Source organism: Bradyrhizobium sp. HKCCYLS3013, from assembly GCF_051167615.1.
Classification (GTDB): Bacteria; Pseudomonadota; Alphaproteobacteria; order Rhizobiales; family Xanthobacteraceae; genus Bradyrhizobium.
On record NZ_JBNPTK010000007.1, the window covers coordinates 324399 to 342661 of the forward strand.

The 18263-nt window shown below is 66.5% G+C and carries 17 protein-coding genes; 12 read left to right on the forward strand and 5 right to left on the reverse strand.

Annotated features, from left to right (window positions below; translation table 11 throughout):
• The first annotated feature begins 1 nt into the window (after nt 1).
• The 8 genes from ACQR1F_RS16060 (at nt 2) to ACQR1F_RS16095 (ending at nt 8700) form a co-directional block, all read left to right on the forward strand.
• A complete protein-coding gene (locus ACQR1F_RS16060; RefSeq protein ID WP_316216678.1) occupies nt 2-904 on the forward strand; it encodes an ABC transporter permease in 903 nt (300 codons plus the stop codon).
• Between the two features lie 223 nt (nt 905-1127).
• On the forward strand, nt 1128-2177 hold the full coding sequence (locus tag ACQR1F_RS16065; RefSeq protein WP_315805218.1) for an ABC transporter ATP-binding protein: 1050 nt from the start codon (nt 1128-1130) through the stop codon (nt 2175-2177).
• 29 nt (nt 2178-2206) lie between these two features.
• Nucleotides 2207-2404 carry a hypothetical protein gene (locus ACQR1F_RS16070; protein WP_315805217.1) on the forward strand — a complete coding sequence of 66 codons (198 nt, stop codon included), beginning with the start codon at nt 2207-2209 and terminating at the stop codon, nt 2402-2404.
• Complete coding sequence (locus ACQR1F_RS16075; RefSeq protein WP_434890284.1) at nt 2401-3813, forward strand: amidase; 1413 nt, start codon at nt 2401-2403, stop codon at nt 3811-3813. The genes ACQR1F_RS16070 and ACQR1F_RS16075 overlap by 4 nt, the downstream gene beginning before the upstream one ends.
• Nucleotides 3814-4048: 235 nt before the next feature.
• A complete protein-coding gene (locus ACQR1F_RS16080) occupies nt 4049-5032 on the forward strand; it encodes an ABC transporter ATP-binding protein (protein ID WP_434890285.1) in 984 nt (327 codons plus the stop codon).
• A gap of 124 nt (nt 5033-5156) precedes the next feature.
• Nucleotides 5157-5426, forward strand: a complete 270-nt coding sequence (locus ACQR1F_RS16085; protein ID WP_316182845.1) for a GlsB/YeaQ/YmgE family stress response membrane protein — start codon at nt 5157-5159, stop codon at nt 5424-5426.
• Nucleotides 5427-5620: 194 nt separating this feature from the next.
• Entirely contained in the window at nt 5621-7363 is a 1743-nt protein-coding gene (locus ACQR1F_RS16090; protein ID WP_434838535.1) for a type I secretion system permease/ATPase, read from the forward strand.
• Nucleotides 7360-8700, forward strand: coding sequence for an HlyD family type I secretion periplasmic adaptor subunit (locus ACQR1F_RS16095; RefSeq protein WP_315805212.1), 1341 nt, complete (start codon nt 7360-7362; stop codon nt 8698-8700). The genes ACQR1F_RS16090 and ACQR1F_RS16095 overlap by 4 nt, the downstream gene beginning before the upstream one ends.
• A gap of 211 nt (nt 8701-8911) precedes the next feature.
• On the opposite strand, the gene ACQR1F_RS16100 is transcribed toward ACQR1F_RS16095, so the two are convergent.
• The 3 genes from ACQR1F_RS16100 to ACQR1F_RS16110 all read right to left on the reverse strand — a co-directional run bounded on the left by ACQR1F_RS16100 (nt 8912) and on the right by ACQR1F_RS16110 (nt 11832).
• Complete coding sequence (locus tag ACQR1F_RS16100; protein ID WP_434838536.1) at nt 8912-9394, reverse strand: CinA family protein; 483 nt, start codon at nt 9392-9394, stop codon at nt 8912-8914.
• 87 nt (nt 9395-9481) lie between these two features.
• Nucleotides 9482-10792 (reverse strand): MFS transporter, encoded by a 1311-nt coding sequence (locus ACQR1F_RS16105; RefSeq protein ID WP_434913441.1) that lies wholly within the window; start codon nt 10790-10792, stop codon nt 9482-9484.
• Between the two features lie 119 nt (nt 10793-10911).
• Complete coding sequence (locus ACQR1F_RS16110; RefSeq protein ID WP_434913442.1) at nt 10912-11832, reverse strand: transcriptional regulator GcvA; 921 nt, start codon at nt 11830-11832, stop codon at nt 10912-10914.
• Between the two features lie 114 nt (nt 11833-11946).
• Here ACQR1F_RS16110 and ACQR1F_RS16115 point away from each other — a divergent pair, with 114 nt between their 5' ends.
• A complete protein-coding gene (locus ACQR1F_RS16115; protein WP_315805208.1) occupies nt 11947-12150 on the forward strand; it encodes a DUF1127 domain-containing protein in 204 nt (67 codons plus the stop codon).
• Nucleotides 12151-12227: 77 nt separating this feature from the next.
• Nucleotides 12228-12848: a GNAT family N-acetyltransferase gene (locus ACQR1F_RS16120; protein ID WP_434913443.1), complete on the forward strand. Its 621-nt coding sequence runs from the start codon at nt 12228-12230 to the stop codon at nt 12846-12848.
• A gap of 260 nt (nt 12849-13108) precedes the next feature.
• On the opposite strand, the gene ACQR1F_RS16125 is transcribed toward ACQR1F_RS16120, so the two are convergent.
• Nucleotides 13109-13810: an SDR family NAD(P)-dependent oxidoreductase gene (locus tag ACQR1F_RS16125; protein WP_315805206.1), complete on the reverse strand. Its 702-nt coding sequence runs from the start codon at nt 13808-13810 to the stop codon at nt 13109-13111.
• A gap of 95 nt (nt 13811-13905) precedes the next feature.
• The gene (locus ACQR1F_RS16130; RefSeq protein ID WP_434913444.1) at nt 13906-14925 is read right to left on the reverse strand and encodes a glutathione S-transferase family protein; all 1020 of its coding nucleotides are present in this window, start codon (nt 14923-14925) and stop codon (nt 13906-13908) included.
• A 110-nt stretch (nt 14926-15035) separates the two neighbouring features.
• Between ACQR1F_RS16130 and ACQR1F_RS16135 the strand changes: the two genes are divergently transcribed.
• Both ACQR1F_RS16135 and ACQR1F_RS16140 read left to right on the forward strand, forming a co-directional pair.
• Entirely contained in the window at nt 15036-16820 is a 1785-nt protein-coding gene (locus ACQR1F_RS16135) for an acyl-CoA dehydrogenase family protein (RefSeq protein WP_434913445.1), read from the forward strand.
• Nucleotides 16821-17040: 220 nt separating this feature from the next.
• Nucleotides 17041-18129, forward strand: coding sequence for a Zn-dependent alcohol dehydrogenase (locus tag ACQR1F_RS16140; protein WP_316239409.1), 1089 nt, complete (start codon nt 17041-17043; stop codon nt 18127-18129).
• The last annotated feature ends 134 nt before the right edge of the window (nt 18130-18263 follow it).

Genomic DNA, 18263 nt, shown 5'->3' on the forward strand with positions numbered 1-18263 from the left:
GATGAGCGTCAGTCCCCCCGGCGCCATCGACGACGCCTCGCTGCAGGCCGCGCCGGTCGCGAACGCACGCGGCTATTGGGCGACCGTCGGTCGCCGGATCGTCCGCGACAAGGTCAGCATGGTCTGCGTCGCGATCCTGCTGCTGATCTTTCTCTCGGCGCTATCAGCGCCCTATCTGCATCTCGCCGATCCCTATCAGGGCTCGATGATCCGGCGCCTGCGCCACATCGGCACGCCGAACTATCTGCTCGGCACCGACGAGCTGGGACGCGACATGCTGGCGCGGCTGATCTATGGCGGCCGGCTGTCGCTGCTGATCGGCATGTCGCCGGTCATTCTCGCGTTCGGCATCGGCACCATGCTGGGCCTCGTCGCCGGCTATGTCGGCGGCTGGGTCAACACCGCGATCATGCGCACCATCGACGTGTTCTACGCGTTCCCCTCGGTGCTGCTGGCGATCGCGATCTCCGGCGCGCTCGGCGCCGGCATCACCAACTCCATTGTCTCCTTGACCATCGTGTTCGTGCCGCAGATCACCCGCGTCGCCGAGAGCGTCACCACGGGCGTGCGAAACCGCGACTTTGTCGAGGCTGCGCGGGCCTCCGGCGCGAATGCCTTCACGATCATGCGCGCGCATATGCTCGGCAATGTGCTCGGGCCGATCTTCGTCTACGCGACCGGCCTGATCTCGGTGTCGATGATCCTCGCCGCCGGTCTCTCCTTCCTCGGCCTCGGTACCAAGCCGCCGGAGCCGGAATGGGGCCTGATGCTGAACACCTTGCGTACCGCGATCTACGTCAACCCCTGGGTGGCGGCGCTGCCCGGCGTGATGATCTTCGCGGTCTCGATCTGCTTCAATCTGCTGAGCGACGGCCTGCGCAGTGCGATGGATATCCGGAGCTGATGGGCATGGCCATTTTAAACAACGGTCGAACGGCATCGGCAGTGCACCTCTCCCCGCCTGCGGGGAGAGGTCGGATCGCATCGCAAGATGCGATCCGGGTGAGGGGGTACAGGTCTCACCACATACACTTCCCGTGCGGCTGCCCCTCACCCCAACCCTCTCCCCGTAAGAACGGGGAGAGGGAGCGCAGCGGCATCTGCCGCACCTACCTGGGTCTATCGCTATGAGTGAAGCAACAGCTGTCATGGGTCTTGCCCCGATCGAGGATCTCGGCGGCAAGGCGCAGCCATTGCTGCGCGTTGATGGGCTCACGAAACACTTCCCGGTGCGCGGTGGCCTGTTCGGCGCGCGCAAGACGGTGCGCGCGGTCGATGATGTCTCGTTCGCGATCGGCAAGGGCGAGACGGTCGGCATCGTCGGCGAGTCCGGCTGTGGCAAGTCGACGACGGCGCGGCTCCTGATGCATCTGATGGACCGCGATGCCGGCGAGATCATCTTCGACGGCCGGCAGGTCGGCCAAGAGATGTCCCTGCGCGAGCTGCGCCGCGGCATGCAGATGGTGTTCCAGGACTCCTATGCTTCGCTCAATCCGCGACTGACGATCGAGGAGTCGATCGCGTTCGGGCCGAAGGTGCATGGCATGGCGGATGGCGCGGCGCGCGCGCTTGCCCGCGATCTGCTCGGCAAGGTCGGGCTGCGGCCTGAAACCTTCGCCAACCGCTATCCGCACGAGATCTCCGGCGGTCAGCGCCAGCGTGTCAACATCGCGCGCGCGCTGGCTCTCTCGCCACGGCTCGTCATCCTCGATGAGGCGGTGTCGGCGCTCGACAAGTCGGTCGAGGCGCAGGTGCTGAACCTGCTGATGGACCTGAAACGCGAGTTCGGCTTGACCTATCTGTTCATCAGCCACGACCTCAACGTCATCAACTACATCTCCGACCGCGTGCTGGTGATGTATCTCGGTGAGGTCGTCGAGCTCGGCCCGGTCGAGCAGGTCTGGGCCAAGCCGGCGCATCCCTATACACGGGCGCTGCTGGCGGCGATGCCGTCCTCCGATCCCGACAGGCGCACGGAGGTGCCGCCGCTGTCCGGGGATCCGCCCAATCCGATCGATCCGCCCGCCGGCTGCCGCTTCCACACCCGCTGTCCATTTGCCGAGGCGCCATGCGCGAATGTCGCGCCAAGGTTGACGGAGCTGGATACAATGGGCCATCAGGCCGCCTGCCACATGGCGATCCCCGGCTCGGGACACAGCCGGGCGCCGGCCGCCTGACGAGCGGACACCAGCAGCGAGAAGCGTCAATGACCAGACCCACGCCCCAGCAAGTCCAAGCCATCGCGGAGGCCTCCGGCCTGCCCGTCGACAAGGAGGTTGCGACCCGGATCGCCGACTCGATCGGACCGGCCTTCGACAACTTCGCGGCCGTTGCCGGCACCCTGCCGTTCGACCTGGAGCCGGCGAGCTACGTCGTGGCGCAGACGCTGAAGGTGGGCCGATGAGCACCGAACCTGCCTTGATGACCCTGATGGACGTCGCGAAGGCGATCGCGGACAGGAAGCTCTCTTCGGTCGAGGTGACGCGCTCCTGTCTGCATCGCATTGCGCAGTGGCAGCCGAAGCTGAACGCCTTCATGGCGATCGAGTCCGAGCCGGCGCTGAAGGCCGCCGCCGAGGCCGATGCCGCGCTTGCCAAGGACGGCCCCAAGGGGCCGCTGCACGGCGTTCCGCTCGCGCACAAGGACATGTATTACGAGGCCGGCCACATCTCGACCTGCGGCTCGCTGATCCGGCGCGACTTCGTCGCAACGACGACCTCGACCGCGCTGCAGCTGCTGAAGGATGCCGGTTCGATCCGGCTCGGCACCTTGCAGATGGCCGAATTCGCCTACGGCCCGACCGGGCACAACGCGCATTATGGTCCGGTGCACAATCCCTGGAAGCTCGGCTACGTCACCGGCGGCTCGTCGTCCGGCTCCGGCTCGGCGGTCGGCGCGCGCCTGACCTTCGCGGCGCTCGGCTCCGACACCGGCGGCTCGATCCGCATGCCCGCGAATTTCTGCGGCGTCACCGGCCTGAAGGTGACCTGGGGCCGCGTCAGCCGCGCCGGTGCGATGCCGCTGTCGCAATCGCTCGACACGGTCGGGCCGCTGGCGCAGACGGCGGAGGATTGTGCGCTGATTCTCGGGCTGATGGCTGGTCCCGATCCCGAGGATCCCACCGCCAGCGCGGCGCCCGTGTCGGACTATGTCGCCGCCACCCAGGCCTCGATCAAGGGTCTCAGGATCGGTGTGCCCAAGGCGTTCTATGTCGACGACCTCGATCCTGAGGTGGCGCGCTGTCTCGATGCGACCATCGCGGTGCTGAAGACCGAGGGTGCCGATGTGGTTCAGGTCGAGCTGCCGGATCAGCGCCAGCTCACCGCAGCCTGCCAGCTCGTGCTCGCGGTCGAAGCGGCGGCCTTCCATAAGCGCTGGATGATCGAGCGTCCGCAGGACTATGGCCCGCAGGTGCTGATGCGGCTGCAGAACGCTCTGGCCGTCTCCGGCGTCGCCTATCTCGAAGCGTTGCGCTGGCGCGGTGCGGCCCTGGCGGCGCATGTCGCGGCAACCTCCGGCGTCGATGCCGTGATCGCGCCGGTGTCGCCGCTGGTGACGCCGTCGATCGCCGACAGCGATGTCGGCGGCGCGCCCGGCGCGGAAGCCGTGATCCAGCGCATCACCCGCTTCACGCGCCCGGTGAACTATCTCGGCCTGCCGTCGCTGGCGATCCCGACCGGCTTCACGTCGACGGGACTTCCGGTCGGCATGCAATTGATCGGCCGCTCCTTCGATGAAGCCACCATCCTGACCATCGGCGCCGCGTTCCAGCGCGCGACGGATTTCCACGCCAGGGTGCCGACGCTGCCATGAAGCGTAGCGCTCGCTCCTCACATTCGGTGTCGTCCCGGCCAAGCCTGACGTCGCGCAGCGACGGCAGGCGCAGAGCCGGGATCCATAGCCACCGGCCGTCGTTTTGCGATGGCTCGGAGTGGCGATGGTGCCGCAATTGTGGATCGGGAGTATGGGTCCCGGGTCGGCGCGCGACGGCGCGTTGCGCCGCCGTGCTTGCCCGGGACGACACCGAGTTTGTCAGGATCAGATTGCCATGACCAATCTCGTCGAGATCGACAACCTCACCATCCGCTTCACCGGCGAGCGCACCGTGCATGCGGTGAACGATGTCAGCCTGTCGCTCGGCGATGGCGAGGTGCTCGGGCTGCTCGGCGAGTCCGGCTCGGGCAAGAGCGTGACGATGCGGGCGCTGATGCGGTTGTTGCCGAAGAAGCGCACGCAGATCGCAGGCCACGTCAAGGTGCTGGGCCGCGACGTGCTGGCGATGAGCGATGACGAGCTGTCGCAGTTTCGCGGCCGCTCGGTGTCGATGATCTTCCAGGAGCCGGGGCTGGCGCTCGATCCGGTCTATACGATCGGCCGGCAGATCGCCGAGACCGTGATGCGCCACGAGGGCAAGAGCTACGCGGAAGCCTCCGCGCGGGCGCTGGAGATGCTCGACGTCGTCCGCATTCCCTCGGCCAAGCGGCGGCTGGAGTCCTACCCGCACGAGATGTCCGGCGGCATGCGGCAGCGCGCGATGATCGCGCTGGCGCTGGCGTGCCGGCCGAAGGTGCTGCTCGCCGACGAGCCCACCACCGCGCTCGACGCCACTGTTCAGATCCAGATCCTGCTGCTGCTGCGCGAGCTGCAGCGCGAGTTCGGCATGTCCGTCATCTTCGTCACCCACGACATCGGCGTCGCCATCGAGATCTGCGACCGCGTTGCCGTGATGTATGCCGGAGAGATCGTGGAGCAGGGCAGCTTGCGCGATATCGTCCGTCAGCCCGTGCACCCCTATGCCCGGGGCCTGCTGGCTTCGACCATTCACGGCGCAAAACGCGGCGAGCGGCTGCAGACCATCCCGGGCACGCCGCCCTCGCTCGACCAGGCGCCGCGGAGCTGCTCGTTCGCACCGCGCTGCGGCCTGGCGCAGCCGCGCTGCGCGGAGGCGCCGCCGCCGAACGTCGCGCTCGGCCCGCAGCGGCTGGCGCGCTGCATCCTCGCGGAAGCTTCGGCAAGTGTGGCGGCAACGTAACGGTTGGCCCGAAACGCTCCATTCCCAGGCCGGAACTGTGCATCGCGTGTCGAAGCGTCGCGGTCGCCTCGCTAAGGTGCGGCAATGCGCGCCCTCGATCGGCCGCGCCGGTTGAGGACATGCCATGCACGTATCGAACGAAGGTATCTTGGTCATCCTGTTTGTCGGTCTGATCGCTGGCTGGCTGGCCGGCAAGATCGTCCGCGGCACCGGCTTCGGCCTGGTCGGCGACATCGTGATCGGGGTGCTCGGCGCCTTGGTCGCGAGCCTGATCTTCCCGCGGCTCGGAATCCGGATCGGGACCGGCCTCGTGTCGGAAATCGTCTATTCCGCGCTCGGCGCCATCATTCTCCTGCTGGTGGTGCGGCTGGTGCGGACCGGCGGGCGGCTCTAGGGCTCGCGATCCTGCGCGGCTGAACGTTTGCACCGGGCTATGCGACATACCCGAACACATCACTAATTTACGCTAAAGTGAGCATCGTTGGACGCTCACCGCGGGAATCAGTATATTTCGCCTTGTTTACCGCCAGTTTGTGCCTTTGATCGGCGGTCATGCAGCTCATTTGATCAATTGAAGAGATGGTGGTGATGGCGGCCGCACCTCACGTGAGGCAATCCGAGCTCAGCGATGCCTTGCGCGGTTGCCGCAGCGCCTTCATCGGCGTCGGGGTGATGAGCTGCATCATCAACCTGCTGTATCTCACCGGCTCGATCTTCATGCTCGAGGTCTACGACCGGGTGCTGCCGAGCCGGTCCGTGCCGACGCTGATCGGCCTCATCATCATCGCCGCCGGGCTGTACGCCGCCCAGGGCGCACTCGACATGATCCGCAGCCGCATTCTCGGCCGGATCGGCACCGCGCTCGACGAGAGCCTGAACGCGCGGGTGTTCGACACCGTGGTGCGGCTGCCGCTGTCGGCGGGCGGCCGCAACGAGGGGCTGCAGCCGCTGCGCGACCTCGACAACATCAGGAGCTTCCTCGGCAGCCAGGGGCCGGGCGCGTTCTTCGACCTGCCGTGGCTGCCGCTGTATCTGGCGATCTGCTTCGCCTTCCACGTCATGCTCGGCGTCACCGCGCTCGCCGGCGCCATCATCCTCGTCACCTTGACGCTGATCACCGAATTCCTCACCCGCTCGCCGGCCAAGGAGGCGATGGGGCTCGCCGCGCGCCGCAACGATCTGGTCACCGCAAGCCGCCGCAACGCCGAGGTCCTGGTCGCGATGGGCATGACTGGGCGCATGCTGTCGCGCTGGAGCGAGACCAACGAGAAATATCTCGCCGGCAACCAGCGCGCCAGCGATGTCGCCGGCGGCCTCGGTGCCATCGCCAAGGTGCTGCGCATGATGCTGCAGTCGGCGGTGCTCGCGGTCGGCGCCTATCTCGTGATCCACCAGGAGGCGACCGCCGGCATCATCATCGCCGGCTCGATCCTGAGCGCGCGGGCGCTGGCGCCGGTCGATCTCGCGATCGCGCATTGGAAGAGTTTCGTCGCCGCGCGCCAGAGCTGGCGCCGTCTCAGCCATCTGTTGCAGACGATGCCGCAGCGATCGGCGCCGACCCTGCTGCAGCCGCCGGTCGGCAAGCTCTCGGTCGAGGCCATCTCGATCGTCGCTCCGGGGGATCAGAAAGCGATCGTGCAGGACGTGAGCTTCGCGCTGTCGGCCGGCAATGGCCTCGGCATCATCGGTCCGAGCGCGTCGGGCAAGTCCTCTCTGGTCCGCGCGCTCGTCGGTGTCTGGCGTCCGGTGCGCGGCCATGTCCGGCTGGACGGCGCCGCGCTCGACCAATGGTCGACGGATGAGCTTGGCCGCCATGTCGGCTATCTGCCGCAGGACGTCGAGCTGTTCGCCGGCACCGTGGCGCAGAACATCTGTCGCTTCGACCCGAATGCCTCGGCCGAGGGCATCATCGCCGCTGCCAAGGAGGCCGGCGTGCATGACATGATCATCAAGATGCGCGAGGGCTACGATACAGAGATCGGCGAGCAGGGCGCGGCGCTCTCCGCAGGGCAGGCGCAGCGTGTGGCGCTGGCGCGCGCGCTCTATGGCAACCCGTTCCTGATCGTGCTCGACGAGCCCAACTCCAATCTCGACACCGAGGGCGACGAGGCGCTGTCGCGCGCCGTGCGCTCGGCGCGGGCGCGCGGCGCCATCGTCGTCGTCGTCGCGCACCGGCCGATCGGCATCGAGGCGGTCGATCAGGTGCTGGTGATGAAGGACGGCCGGGCCCAGGCGTTCGGTCCGAAGGAGACGGTGCTGGCGCAGGTGCTGCAGCCGCGTGCGCCGTCGCCGATCAAGATCGTCTCGGAAGCCGGAGTGGCGAAGCCATGAGCAGTCAGGTCATTGCCGGTCCACTTCCTGGCGGCCGCAAGACGGAAAGTGTGCGCGAGTCGATCCGCCGCCACCTGCTGATCGGCATGGGCGTCGTCGTCGCGGTCGCCGGCGGGTTCGGCGGCTGGGCCGCAACGCAGCAGATCTCCGGCGCGCTGATCGCGCCCGGCCAGATCGTGGTCGAATCCAACGTCAAGAAGGTGCAGCATCCGACCGGCGGCGTGGTCGGCGAGCTCCGGGCGCGCGACGGCGACGTCGTCAAATCCGGCGACATCGTCGTCAGGCTCGACGACACCGTGACCAAGGCGTCTCTCGCCATCGTCACCAAGAATCTCGATGCGCTGCAGGCGCGCGCCGCGCGGCTGGAGGCCGAGCAGCGCGGCTGGGCCAAGATCCTGTTTCCGCCGCAGTTGCTGCAGCGCATGAGCGATCCCGAGGTCAAGAGCCTGACGGCGAGCGAGACCAAGCTGTTCGAGGTCCGCGTCAACGGCCGCATCGGCCAGAAGGCGCAGCTGCGCGAGCGGGTCACCCAGCTGAACGAGGAGATCGAGGGGCTCTCGGCGCAGGTCAGTGCCAAGGACCAGGAGATCGCGCTGGTGCAGAAGGAGCTCGACGGCGTGCGCCAGCTCTATGAGCAGCATCTGGTGCAGCTGTCGCGCCTGACCACCTTGGAGCGCGACGCCGCCCGGCTCAACGGCGAGCGTGCGCAGTTCATCGCGGCGCGGGCGCAGGCCAAGGGCAAGATCAGCGAGACCGAGCTGCAGATCATCCAGGTCGATAAGGACATGGTCAGCGAGGTGTCCAAGGATCTGCGCGAGACCACCGACAAGATCGGCGAGTTCGTCGAGCGCAAGGTCACCGCCGAGGATCAGCTCCGCCGCGTCGACATCCGCGCGCCGCAGGACGGCATGGTGCTGCAGTCCTCCGTGCATACCGTGGGCGGCGTCATCACCGCCGGCGATACCATCATGCTGATCGTGCCGCAGAGCGACGATCTCCAGGTCGAGGCCAAGGTCAACCCGCAGGACATCGACAAGCTGCAGGTCGGTCAGAAGACCTTGCTGCGGCTGTCCGCCTTCAACCAGCGCACGACGCCGGAGCTGAACGGCGTCGTCAGCCGCGTCTCGCCCGACGTCACCACCGACCAGCGCACCGGCCAGAGCTACTACACCATCCGCGTGTCGATGCCGCCGGAGGAGATCGCACGGCTCGGCGACGTCAAGCTGATCCCGGGCATGCCGGTGGAAGCCTTCGTCCAGACCGGCGACCGCACCGTGATCTCCTACCTGATGAAGCCACTGCACGACCAGCTGATGCGCGCGTTCCGGGAGAAGTGAGATCGTCGGCCGGTCGCTGAGTGGCCACTGGCGGCGCCCCAATTTCGGTGTCATCCCCGCGAATGCGTGGATCCATAGCCACAGGGGGAAGTCGGTTTGCGCAACCGGCGCAACACGCAGCCTGCCCCAAGACAGATCACGCGGTATGGGTCCCGGGTCGGCGCCCGCCGCCGCTTCGCGTCGCCGGGCTTGCCCGGGACGACAGCGGAGGCTATTCGCCGAGCTTCTCCAGCAACAACTCCAGCGCGCTCTTCGCGAACAAACGCATATTGGCGAAGCGGTCGTTGCTGCCGCTTTCCAGTGTCACCACCGCCGACGCTGGCCCGGCCACGGCAAAACACGCATGGCCCGCCGCATCCCCGTAGCGATTGCCGGCAGGACCCGCGGCGCCGGTCTCCGACACTCCCCAATCAGTGGCAAAGCGCGTCCTGATCTGCCGCGCCAGCAGCTCCGCATACGGCTCGGACGCCGAGCGGATCCCTTTCATCGCGTCGTCCGGAATGTCCATCAGCACGCGACGCGCGTCTCGCGTATAGACCACGGCGCCGCCGAGAAAATAGGCCGAGGCGCCGGGCACCGCGAGCAGCGCCGCCGCGATCAGGCCGCCGGCGGAGGATTCCGCCACCGCGATCGTCTGCTTGCGTGCGACCAGCCGCGCCGCGACCTGACCGGCGATGGCAATCAGTTCATCCATGGCAAACCTCGCTCCGGCTCCCGCCGCACCGTCAAAAAAATGGGCGGCATCCGATGATGCCGCCCGCGACGTTAACAGACAACCCGATCAGGCGGCCACGGGTTCGCGCGCCGCGACCGCCTGGCGGCCGCCGCGATAGACCGTCATTGCCGCGATGATGCCGAGCACGGCGGCGCACATCAGCCAGTAGCCGGGCGAGGCCTTGTCGCCGGTCTTGTTGATGAGCCAGGTCGAGACCGCAGGCGTCGCGGTGCCGAACAGCCCAGCTGCCAGCGCAAAGGCGATCGAGAAGCAGGTGGTGCGGACATGCGCCGGCACGATCTCGACCAGGCAGCCCAGCATGGTGCCGCTATAGAAGCCGAAATAGAACGAGAACAGCATTTCGACAGTGAGCAGCTTGCCGAAGCTCGGCGCCGCCGCGAGCCAGTGCAACGCCGGGTAGGCGGTGAGGAATGCCAGCGCCGCGATGGTCACGAGCACCGGCTTGCGTCCGATCCGATCCGACACCGCGCCGCCGACCGGATTCCAGAGAAAGTTGGTCACGGCGACCAGCAAAGTGACGAGCAGTGAATCCGACGCCGACAGCTTCAGCTGCTTGCCGAAGCCGGGACCGTAGACGGTGATGAAGTAGAACATCGTCGTGGTCAGCACGGCGATCATCATGCCGAGGATCACGATGCGCCAGTTCTCCAGCGCCGAGGCGAACACTTCGCGCGCGGTCGGGTGCTTCTTCATCGCGAGGAAGGCCGGCGTCTCCTCCAGCGTGCGGCGCAGGAAGAAGATCAGCGGAATGATCAGGCAGCCGATGAAGAAGGGAATGCGCCAGCCCCAGGCGGCCACGATGTCCGCCGGCATGGCCTGGTTGAGCACGTAGCCGATGACCGACGCGACGAAGATCGCGACCTGCTGGCTGGACGACTGGAACGAGGTGTAGAGGCCGCGATTGCCGGGCGTGGAGATCTCGGACAGATAGACCGACACGCCGCCGAGCTCGACACCGGCCGAGAAGCCCTGCAACAGCCGGCCGAGCAGCACGATGATCGGGGCCGCGATGCCGATCGTCGCATACGTCGGGCAGAATGCGATGACGATCGTGCCGATCGCCATGATGCCGAGCGTCACGATCAGGCCCTGGCGTCGGCCGATCTTGTCGACATAGGCGCCGAGCACGATAGCGCCGACCGGTCGCATCAGGGCGCCGAGCCAGAACACGCCATAGGCATTGAGCAGCGATGCAGTCTCGTTCTCCGATGGGAAGAACGCCTTGGCGATGATCGGCGCGTAGAAGCCGAACAGGAAGAAGTCGAACTGCTCGAGGAAATTGCCGCTGGTGGCGCGCAGGATCGCGCCGATGCGCGAATGGATCGTGGCCGGCTGCGGGATTGACGTTGAGGACACGCGGGGAGACTCCTACCGTCGAGAGGCTCGTGCGGAGGATTTCTACGCCGGCCGATGGGAAAGGTGCGACAATCTGCCACGTCGAGCCCTGGCGGCCAATAGCTTTGCGCCGAAGGAGCCTAGGCTTGAACAGAATTGGCGGCGGCCGATTTCTGCTGCATTGCACCCTTCAGCCATTGCCGGAACGCCTTCAGCTTCGGCGGATCGGTCCGACCCTCCGGCGTCACCAGATAGAAGCCGGCATCGCTCGGCAGCGTCATCTTGAACGGCACCACCAGCCGGCCCTTGGCGATGTCGTCCTGGACGTAGGCGGTCCGCCCAATCGCAACGCCGAGGCCGTCGATCGCGGCCTGGACGGTCATCAGCGACAGGTCGAAGCTCAGCCGGCCCTGCCGCGACATCTCCACCGGCAGACCCGCCGCGGTCAGCCAGAGCCGCCAGTCGTCATCATAGCCGCCGCTGGCCTGCAGCAGCGTGTGATGCGCGAGATCCGCCGGACAGCGCAGCGGCTTTTCGCCCTGCAGCAGCGCCGGACTGCATACCGGAAACAACTCGTCGGCCATCAGCCATTCCGCGCGCACGCCCGGCCAGTGGCCGCGGCCATAGCGGATCGCGGCGTCGACATCGTCCTTGCGAAAATCGACCAGGCCGGTCGAGGTCGTGATGCGCACGTCGATGCCGGGATGGGCCTCCTGAAAGGCCGTCAGCCGCGGTAGCAGCCATTTCGCCGCCAGCGAGGCGATGGTGGAGACCGTCAGCACCTTGGCGTTGTCCTTGCGGACCAGCCGTTCCGTTGCCAGCCGGAGATCGTCGAATGCGGCCCGCACCAGCGGAAGATAGTCGCGGGCCTGCGGCGTCAGCGCGAGGCTGCGGTTCTGGCGGACGAACAAGCGGATGCCGAGCTCGTCTTCCAAGCGCTTGATCTGATGGCTGATCGCGGTCTGCGTCACGTTCAGCTCGGAGGCCGCGCGGGTGAAGCTCAGATGCCGCGCCGCAGCCTCGAACGCCCGCAATCCATTCAGCGACGGCAGCCGTGTCATTCGCGGCCTCCCCGGTTCATGACGTTATTTCATCCGAACCGGTAGTAAATGTCGTTTGTGGATGAAGCGCAAGCGCTCGATATTGCAGCCTCAAGGAATTTTCAGGAGGCTTTCATGTCCGTCTACGTCTCCTCGTCAATGACGAAACATCATGGCCCGGGGTTCTGGTCCGGCGTCGTGGAGCTGCTTGCGGCCTGGCGCTTCCGCTACCGGACCCGGCACGAGCTCGCGCAGTGGTCGGAGCGCGACCTGCACGACCTCGGCCTGTCCCGCAGCGATATCGCCGCCGAGATCGATAAGCCGTTCTGGCGGGGTTGATCCCCCTCACTCATCCCGCCGCGCCGGCGCCGCTCCGCAAAGGAGGGCGCCGGCAAGCTTCCCGGTTGGAGCCGCGCATGCCGACGCCCGCCATTGCCGATCTCGCTGCCGGCTCCAACATCATTCACACGCGGCGCGGTGAGGAGGTGCGCCTGCGCTTCGTCACACCTGACGACGCCGAGGCGCTGCAGAGCTATGTCCGGTCCTTGAGCCAACGCTCGCGCCACAAGCGTTTCCTCGGCGCGCTCAACGAGCTGCCAAAGGCGGTGCTCGGGGATTTCGTCGCGCTCGGCCGCAACGACCGGTACAGCCTGATCGCGACGATGGACCATGACGGCGTCGAAGGCATCGTGGCCGAGGCGCGCTATGCGCTGGACCGCGCCACTGGTCGCGTCGAGTTCGGCCTCTCGGTGCTCGACCGCTGGCACGGCCACGGCATCGGCCCGGCCCTGATCGCAAATCTCGAGCGGCGCGCCCGCGCGCTCGGCGGCGCCACGCTGTCAGGCGACGCGCTGCGTACCAACGACGTGATGATCGCGCTCGCCCGCAAGGCCGGTTTCACGATCCAGCCGCATGCGGATGACTGGACGCTGGTGAGGTTCGAGAAGGGGCTGAGCGGCGTGGTGGCGGATTCACCGAGTGCAGATTTTCAACTTATCAGTCGCGGGCTGCAAGCCGTGATGTTCGACAACAAATAGCGGTCGTCATGTCCCGCGAAGGCGGGGCATCCCGTACGCCGCGGCGTTACAGTGTCATCGGCTATCAGTTGCGATTGCTAAATCGCTCGATCCAGCCGGGCGATGACAGTCGTTGTGAGGCGCCGACCTATCCACGTCATTGCGAGCGAAGCGAAGCAATCCAGAGTCCTTGCTCGGCCCTGGATTGCTTCGCTTCGCTCGCAATGACGAGGTGAGAGAGCGGTGCTCGAAACAGCTACAGCTCCGAGCGACATCAGCTCTCAAAACGTCTCGACCCATGGCCGCAGCTCCATCTCCCAGCTCCAGGCGCTGCGCGGCTGCTGCAGCACGCTCCAATAACTCGCGGCGATGGCATCCGGATCGAGCATCGAATTCGGTCGCTCCGCCGGCTCCTGGCGTTCCGCGCTCCTGATCGCGCCGTCGATGACGAAATGCGCGACGTGGATGCCCTGCGGAGACAATTCGCGCGCCATGCTCTGGGCTAGGCCGCGCAGCGCGAACTTGCCCATCGCGAACGGCGCCGACTGGGCGTAGCCCTTCACGCTGGCGGAGGCGCCGGTGAACAGGATGGCGCCGTGCTTGTTCGGCAGCATGCGCTGTGCCGCCTGCTGCGCCACCAGGAAGCCGCCGAAGGCGCTGATGGCAATCGACTGCTGCACGTCGGCCGGCACGAGATCGGTGAGCGCTCCGCGCGCCCGCGCGCTGGCGTTGTAGACCACGAGATCGGGCGCGCCGATCTCGCGCTCGACGATGCCGAACAGCCGCTCGACCTCCTCCGGATTGGTCGCATCGCAGGGGTAGGCGCGGGCGCCGGTTTCGTTGCAGAGCGCTCCGAGCTTCTCGATCTTGCGGGCGGCCAGCGCCACGCGGATCTTCTCGCGCGCGAACAGCCGCGCCAGCGAGGCCGAGAGCCCTTCGCCGGCACCGACGATGAGGGCGATCTTGTAGGCAGGGATGTCCATGGGCATGTCCTTGAGCCAGAGCGTCCGCAGACATCAAGCTAGTGCACCGGCGGCCGACTTCCTACGGCTCGTCCCCACATTTTTGCTGCGCGTCCTCAGGTGGGACGCGGCTGCAATCCGGCGAGGCAGCCGATCTCCTCCAGCACGACATCGAGCCGGCTGCGATCGTGCAGGAAGGCATATTTGCCGCGGAGCATCGCCAGCGAGCGCGCGTGATATTTCTGCGGCTTCTGCATCCACGTGAAGTCGCCGAACTGGACGCGAAAGGCATCGCGTTTCTCGGCCAGCGCCTGTTCATTGGCGAGCGTCCACGGCATGAACAGCGCGCCGACCTGGCGGGTCAGGATCGGCATCAGGGTCAGCGACAGTTCCGGCCACAGCTCGAACTCGCCTTCGGCGCGCGGCCACAGCATGCGGTGGATCCAGGCCAGCACGTGCGGCGCGCGGCCCTCGATCAAAGCGCCTGCGGTCGGATCGGTCCACAGCTCGTAGAACTGGGCCCACAGTCCGAAATCGCCATAGGCCGGACGCCGGCCGAACAGATACGGCCTGACCGAGAGATGCCGTTCGAGCAGGTCGAGCATTTCGGCAAACCCCTGCTCGATCTGCGGCGCGTTGATCTCGTTCGAGCCGACGTACCACAGCCGCTCGACCATGCGCGCGCGGATCTTCTCGGCCAGTTCGCCGACCTCGATCTCGTCCGCCTTGGGGGCGCGGATGCGGGCGATGCGCCCGGCTGAGGCGCGCTGGTCGAGATCGCGGGCCCAGCGATAGTGGAACATCCACTTGTTGCCCCACTCGTCGCCGAACTCCTCGATCAGGGCCGAGATGAAGCTCGTCAGCGCGTCGCCTGGATGAATCGTCGGCTGCGGAAAGTCGAGCTCGAGCGCATCGATGATCGGCGTCGAGTCCTGCATCGGCACCTCGTCGGGGGCGACCACCAGCGGAATGATCGGCAGCTTGGCGTGCCGTGCGAACTCCGCCTCGCTTTCCGCATTGCGCAATATCCAGTGATGCGGGATGCCCTTGTAACGCAGATACGATCGCACCTTGACCGAATAGGGCGACATCTCCGCCCCGAAGATGCGATAAACCTCCGTCGGCTGATTGGTCATGGATCTGCTCCCGGTTCGGCGCACGCCGCTGCCTGTTGTGTATCCGATCAGGCGCAACCTGTCGAAGAGTCCATCAGAGACTTGCGGAAACGAACGAGGGCTTAACGATCATGCATCAGTTCCTGAAGCGCGATGACGTGATGACCGGCGGCGCGAGGCCGGAGCTGCTGGCGCCCGATACCACCGGGCTGAACTTCTATCGCGCCGACCCCGCGCTCGCCGATCTCTTGCGCATCCATCTGCCCGAGGCGCTGTTTCGGCACCTCGTGCCGCATCTCGACCGCCTCGGCGAGCTCGCCGGCTCCTATCTCGACGAATGCGCCCGCCTGGCTGACCGCCATGGCCCTGTGCTGCACCAGCGCGACCGCTTCGGCCGCGACGTGCAGTGGGTCGAGTACCATCCGGCCTATCGCGAGCTCGAGCGCGCCGCCTTTGGCGAGTTCGGCATCCACGCGATGTCGATCCGCAAGGGCATTCTCGGCTGGCCGACCAAGTATCCGGTCACGGCCAAGCACGCCTTCACCTTCCTGTTCAACCAGGCGGAGTTCGGTCTGGGCTGTCCGATCAACGTCACCGACGGCTGCGCCAAGCTGCTGGCGAGCTTCGGCAGCGACGGGCTCAAGGCCAAGTACCTCGATGGCCTGACCCAGACCGACATGAGAAAGCTGACCCAGGGTGGCCAGTTCATGACCGAGAAGGAAGGCGGCTCCGATGTCGGCACGTTGACGACGGTCGCCGTGCCGGAGGGCGACCATTGGCGCCTGCATGGCGAGAAATGGTTCTGCTCCAATGCCGACGCGAAAGTGGTGATGCTGCTGGCGCGGCCACAAGGTGCCGAAGCGGGAACGCGCGGCGTCGGCCTGTTCCTGATGCCGCGCTTCCTCGATGACGGCAGTCAGAACCACTATCGGATCGTGCGCCTGAAGGACAAGCTCGGAACGCGCTCGATGGCCTCGGGCGAGATCAAGCTGGAGGGCGCCGTCGCCTATGCGGTCGGGAGGCTCGATCGCGGCTTCGTGCAGATGGCCGAGATGGTCAACTCGTCGCGTCTCTCCAACGGCGTCAAGTCGACGGCGCTGATGCGGCGGGCCTGGCACGACGCAATCACGGTCGCGCGCAACCGCGTGGTGTTCGGAAAACGCATCGTCGACCTGCCGCTCGGGCGGCGACAACTGCTGAAGATCCTGCTCGCGACCGAGCAGGCGCTGTCGCTGAGCTTCCTTACCGCCGACGCGCTCGACCGTGCCGAGGCCGGCAGCCAGGATGCCGCGGCGATGCTGCGCATTCTGACGCCGACATTGAAATTCCGTGCCACGCGCGACGCGCGCAAGGTCTGCGGCGATGCGTTGGAGATGCGCGGCGGGATCGGCTATGTCGAGGAGTTCGTCACCGCGCGGCTGCTGCGCGACGCCCATCTCGGCTCGATCTGGGAAGGCACCGGCAACATCGTCGCGCTCGATGCGTTGAAGCGCGCCGTGGGCCGGCACGGTGCGGAGGCCGCGCTGGCGGCAGATCTACATGCACGGCTCGACGACAGCGCCGCCGTGCCGCAGGCCTGGCGCGACCAGCTGCATCGACTCGTGGATCGTGCCGTGGGCTTTGCGCGCGAGATCGCGGGACGCGCCGACAAGGAGTCGGAAGCGCGCCGCGCCACCAGCCTGCTGTATCACACGGCCAGCGCGGTCTCGCTGACCTGGGAAAGCGCGCGCATCCACGCGATGCGCGGCGACGCACGGCGGTTGCTATTGGCGAAGCTCGTCGTCGATCATCGTCTGACGCCGTCCGATCCGTTCCGGCTCGCGGAAAACGAAACGGACGACGCGATGGCGACGTTGCTGCTCGGCGATCGCGTCGCAGGCATGGACGAGGTTGGCGAACTGATTTCGGCGGCGTAGTCTTGTGGAATGTCACGAAGATGGATCGCGAGCTCATGGCTTCTGCTTTGTGCGAGTGATGAGCGAACAGGCTGGGGGTACAGGTCCAATCATTTGCACCACCCGTGCGGCTGCCCCTCACCCCAACCCTCTCCCCGTGAAGAACGGGGAGAGGGAGCGCAGCGGCTACGTCGAAATAGCCGGATAACAACTCACAATAAACGAAACAGGGAGAACGCCAATGAAAGCCGCCGTGCTGATGGAGGTCAACAAGCCGCTCGTCATCGAGGACGTCAGCGTGCCAAAGCCGGGGCCGCGGGAAGTGCTGATCCGCACGGCGGTGGCCGGTCTCTGTCATTCCGACCTCCACTTCATCGAGGGCCTGTATCCGCATCCGCTGCCTGCGGTGCTCGGCCATGAATCGGCTGGGATCGTCGAGCAGGTCGGCTCCGACGTCACCTATGTGAAGCCGGGCGATCACGTCGTCACCTGCCTCTCGGTGTTCTGCGGCACCTGCGACAACTGCACGACGGGCCGCCCGGTGCTGTGCACCGATGCGACGGTGAAGATGCCGCCCGGCGCCTCCAACCGGCTGTCATGGGCGAGAGCTGAGAAGCTGCATCAGTTCCTCAATTTGTCGTCCTTTGCCGAGCAGATGCTGGTGCACGAGAATGCGATCGTGAAGATCCGCCCGGACATGCCGCTCGATCTCGCGGCGCTGATCGGCTGCGGCGTCATCACCGGCTATGGCGCCGTCGTCAACACGGCGCGGGTAACGGCCGGCGAGACGGTGGCCGTGATCGGTTGCGGCGGCGTCGGCATGGCCGCGATCAACGGGGCGGAGATCGCGGGCGCGGGCCGCATCATCGCCATCGACACCAATCCGGCCAAGCTGCAGCTTGCGACGAAACTGGGCGCGACCGACATCATCAATCCCACTGAGGGCGACGTCGTGGCCCAGGTGCGCGAGCTCACCAAGGGCGGCGTGCATCACGCCTTCGAGGTGCTCGGGCGCAAAGAGACCGCCGAGCAGGCGTTCGCGATGCTGGCGCCGGGCGGCACCGCGACCATCGTCGGCATGATCCCGTTCGGCCAGAAGATCGAGCTGCACGGCTTCGACTTCCTGCGCGAGCGCCGCATCCAGGGCTCGTCGATGGGCTCCAACCATTTCCGCGTCGACATGCCCCGACTCGTCGAGTTCTACTTGCGCGGCAAGCTGCACCTGGAGGACTGGATCTCCGCCAAGCTGAAGCTGTCGGAGATCAACGAGGGCTTTGCCAACATGAAGGCCGGCAAGACGCTGCGCAGCGTGATCATGTTCGATGCATGAGGGGCACGGTCGGGTGTGAGGAAGTTGATTAGGTTCGGCGGGTCTGCCTATTAGTCACTCGTCATGCCCGGGCTTGACCCACGGCTGTCCGGTTCAGCTTCCGCATATTGCGAGGCTCAACTGTTGTGGGTTTT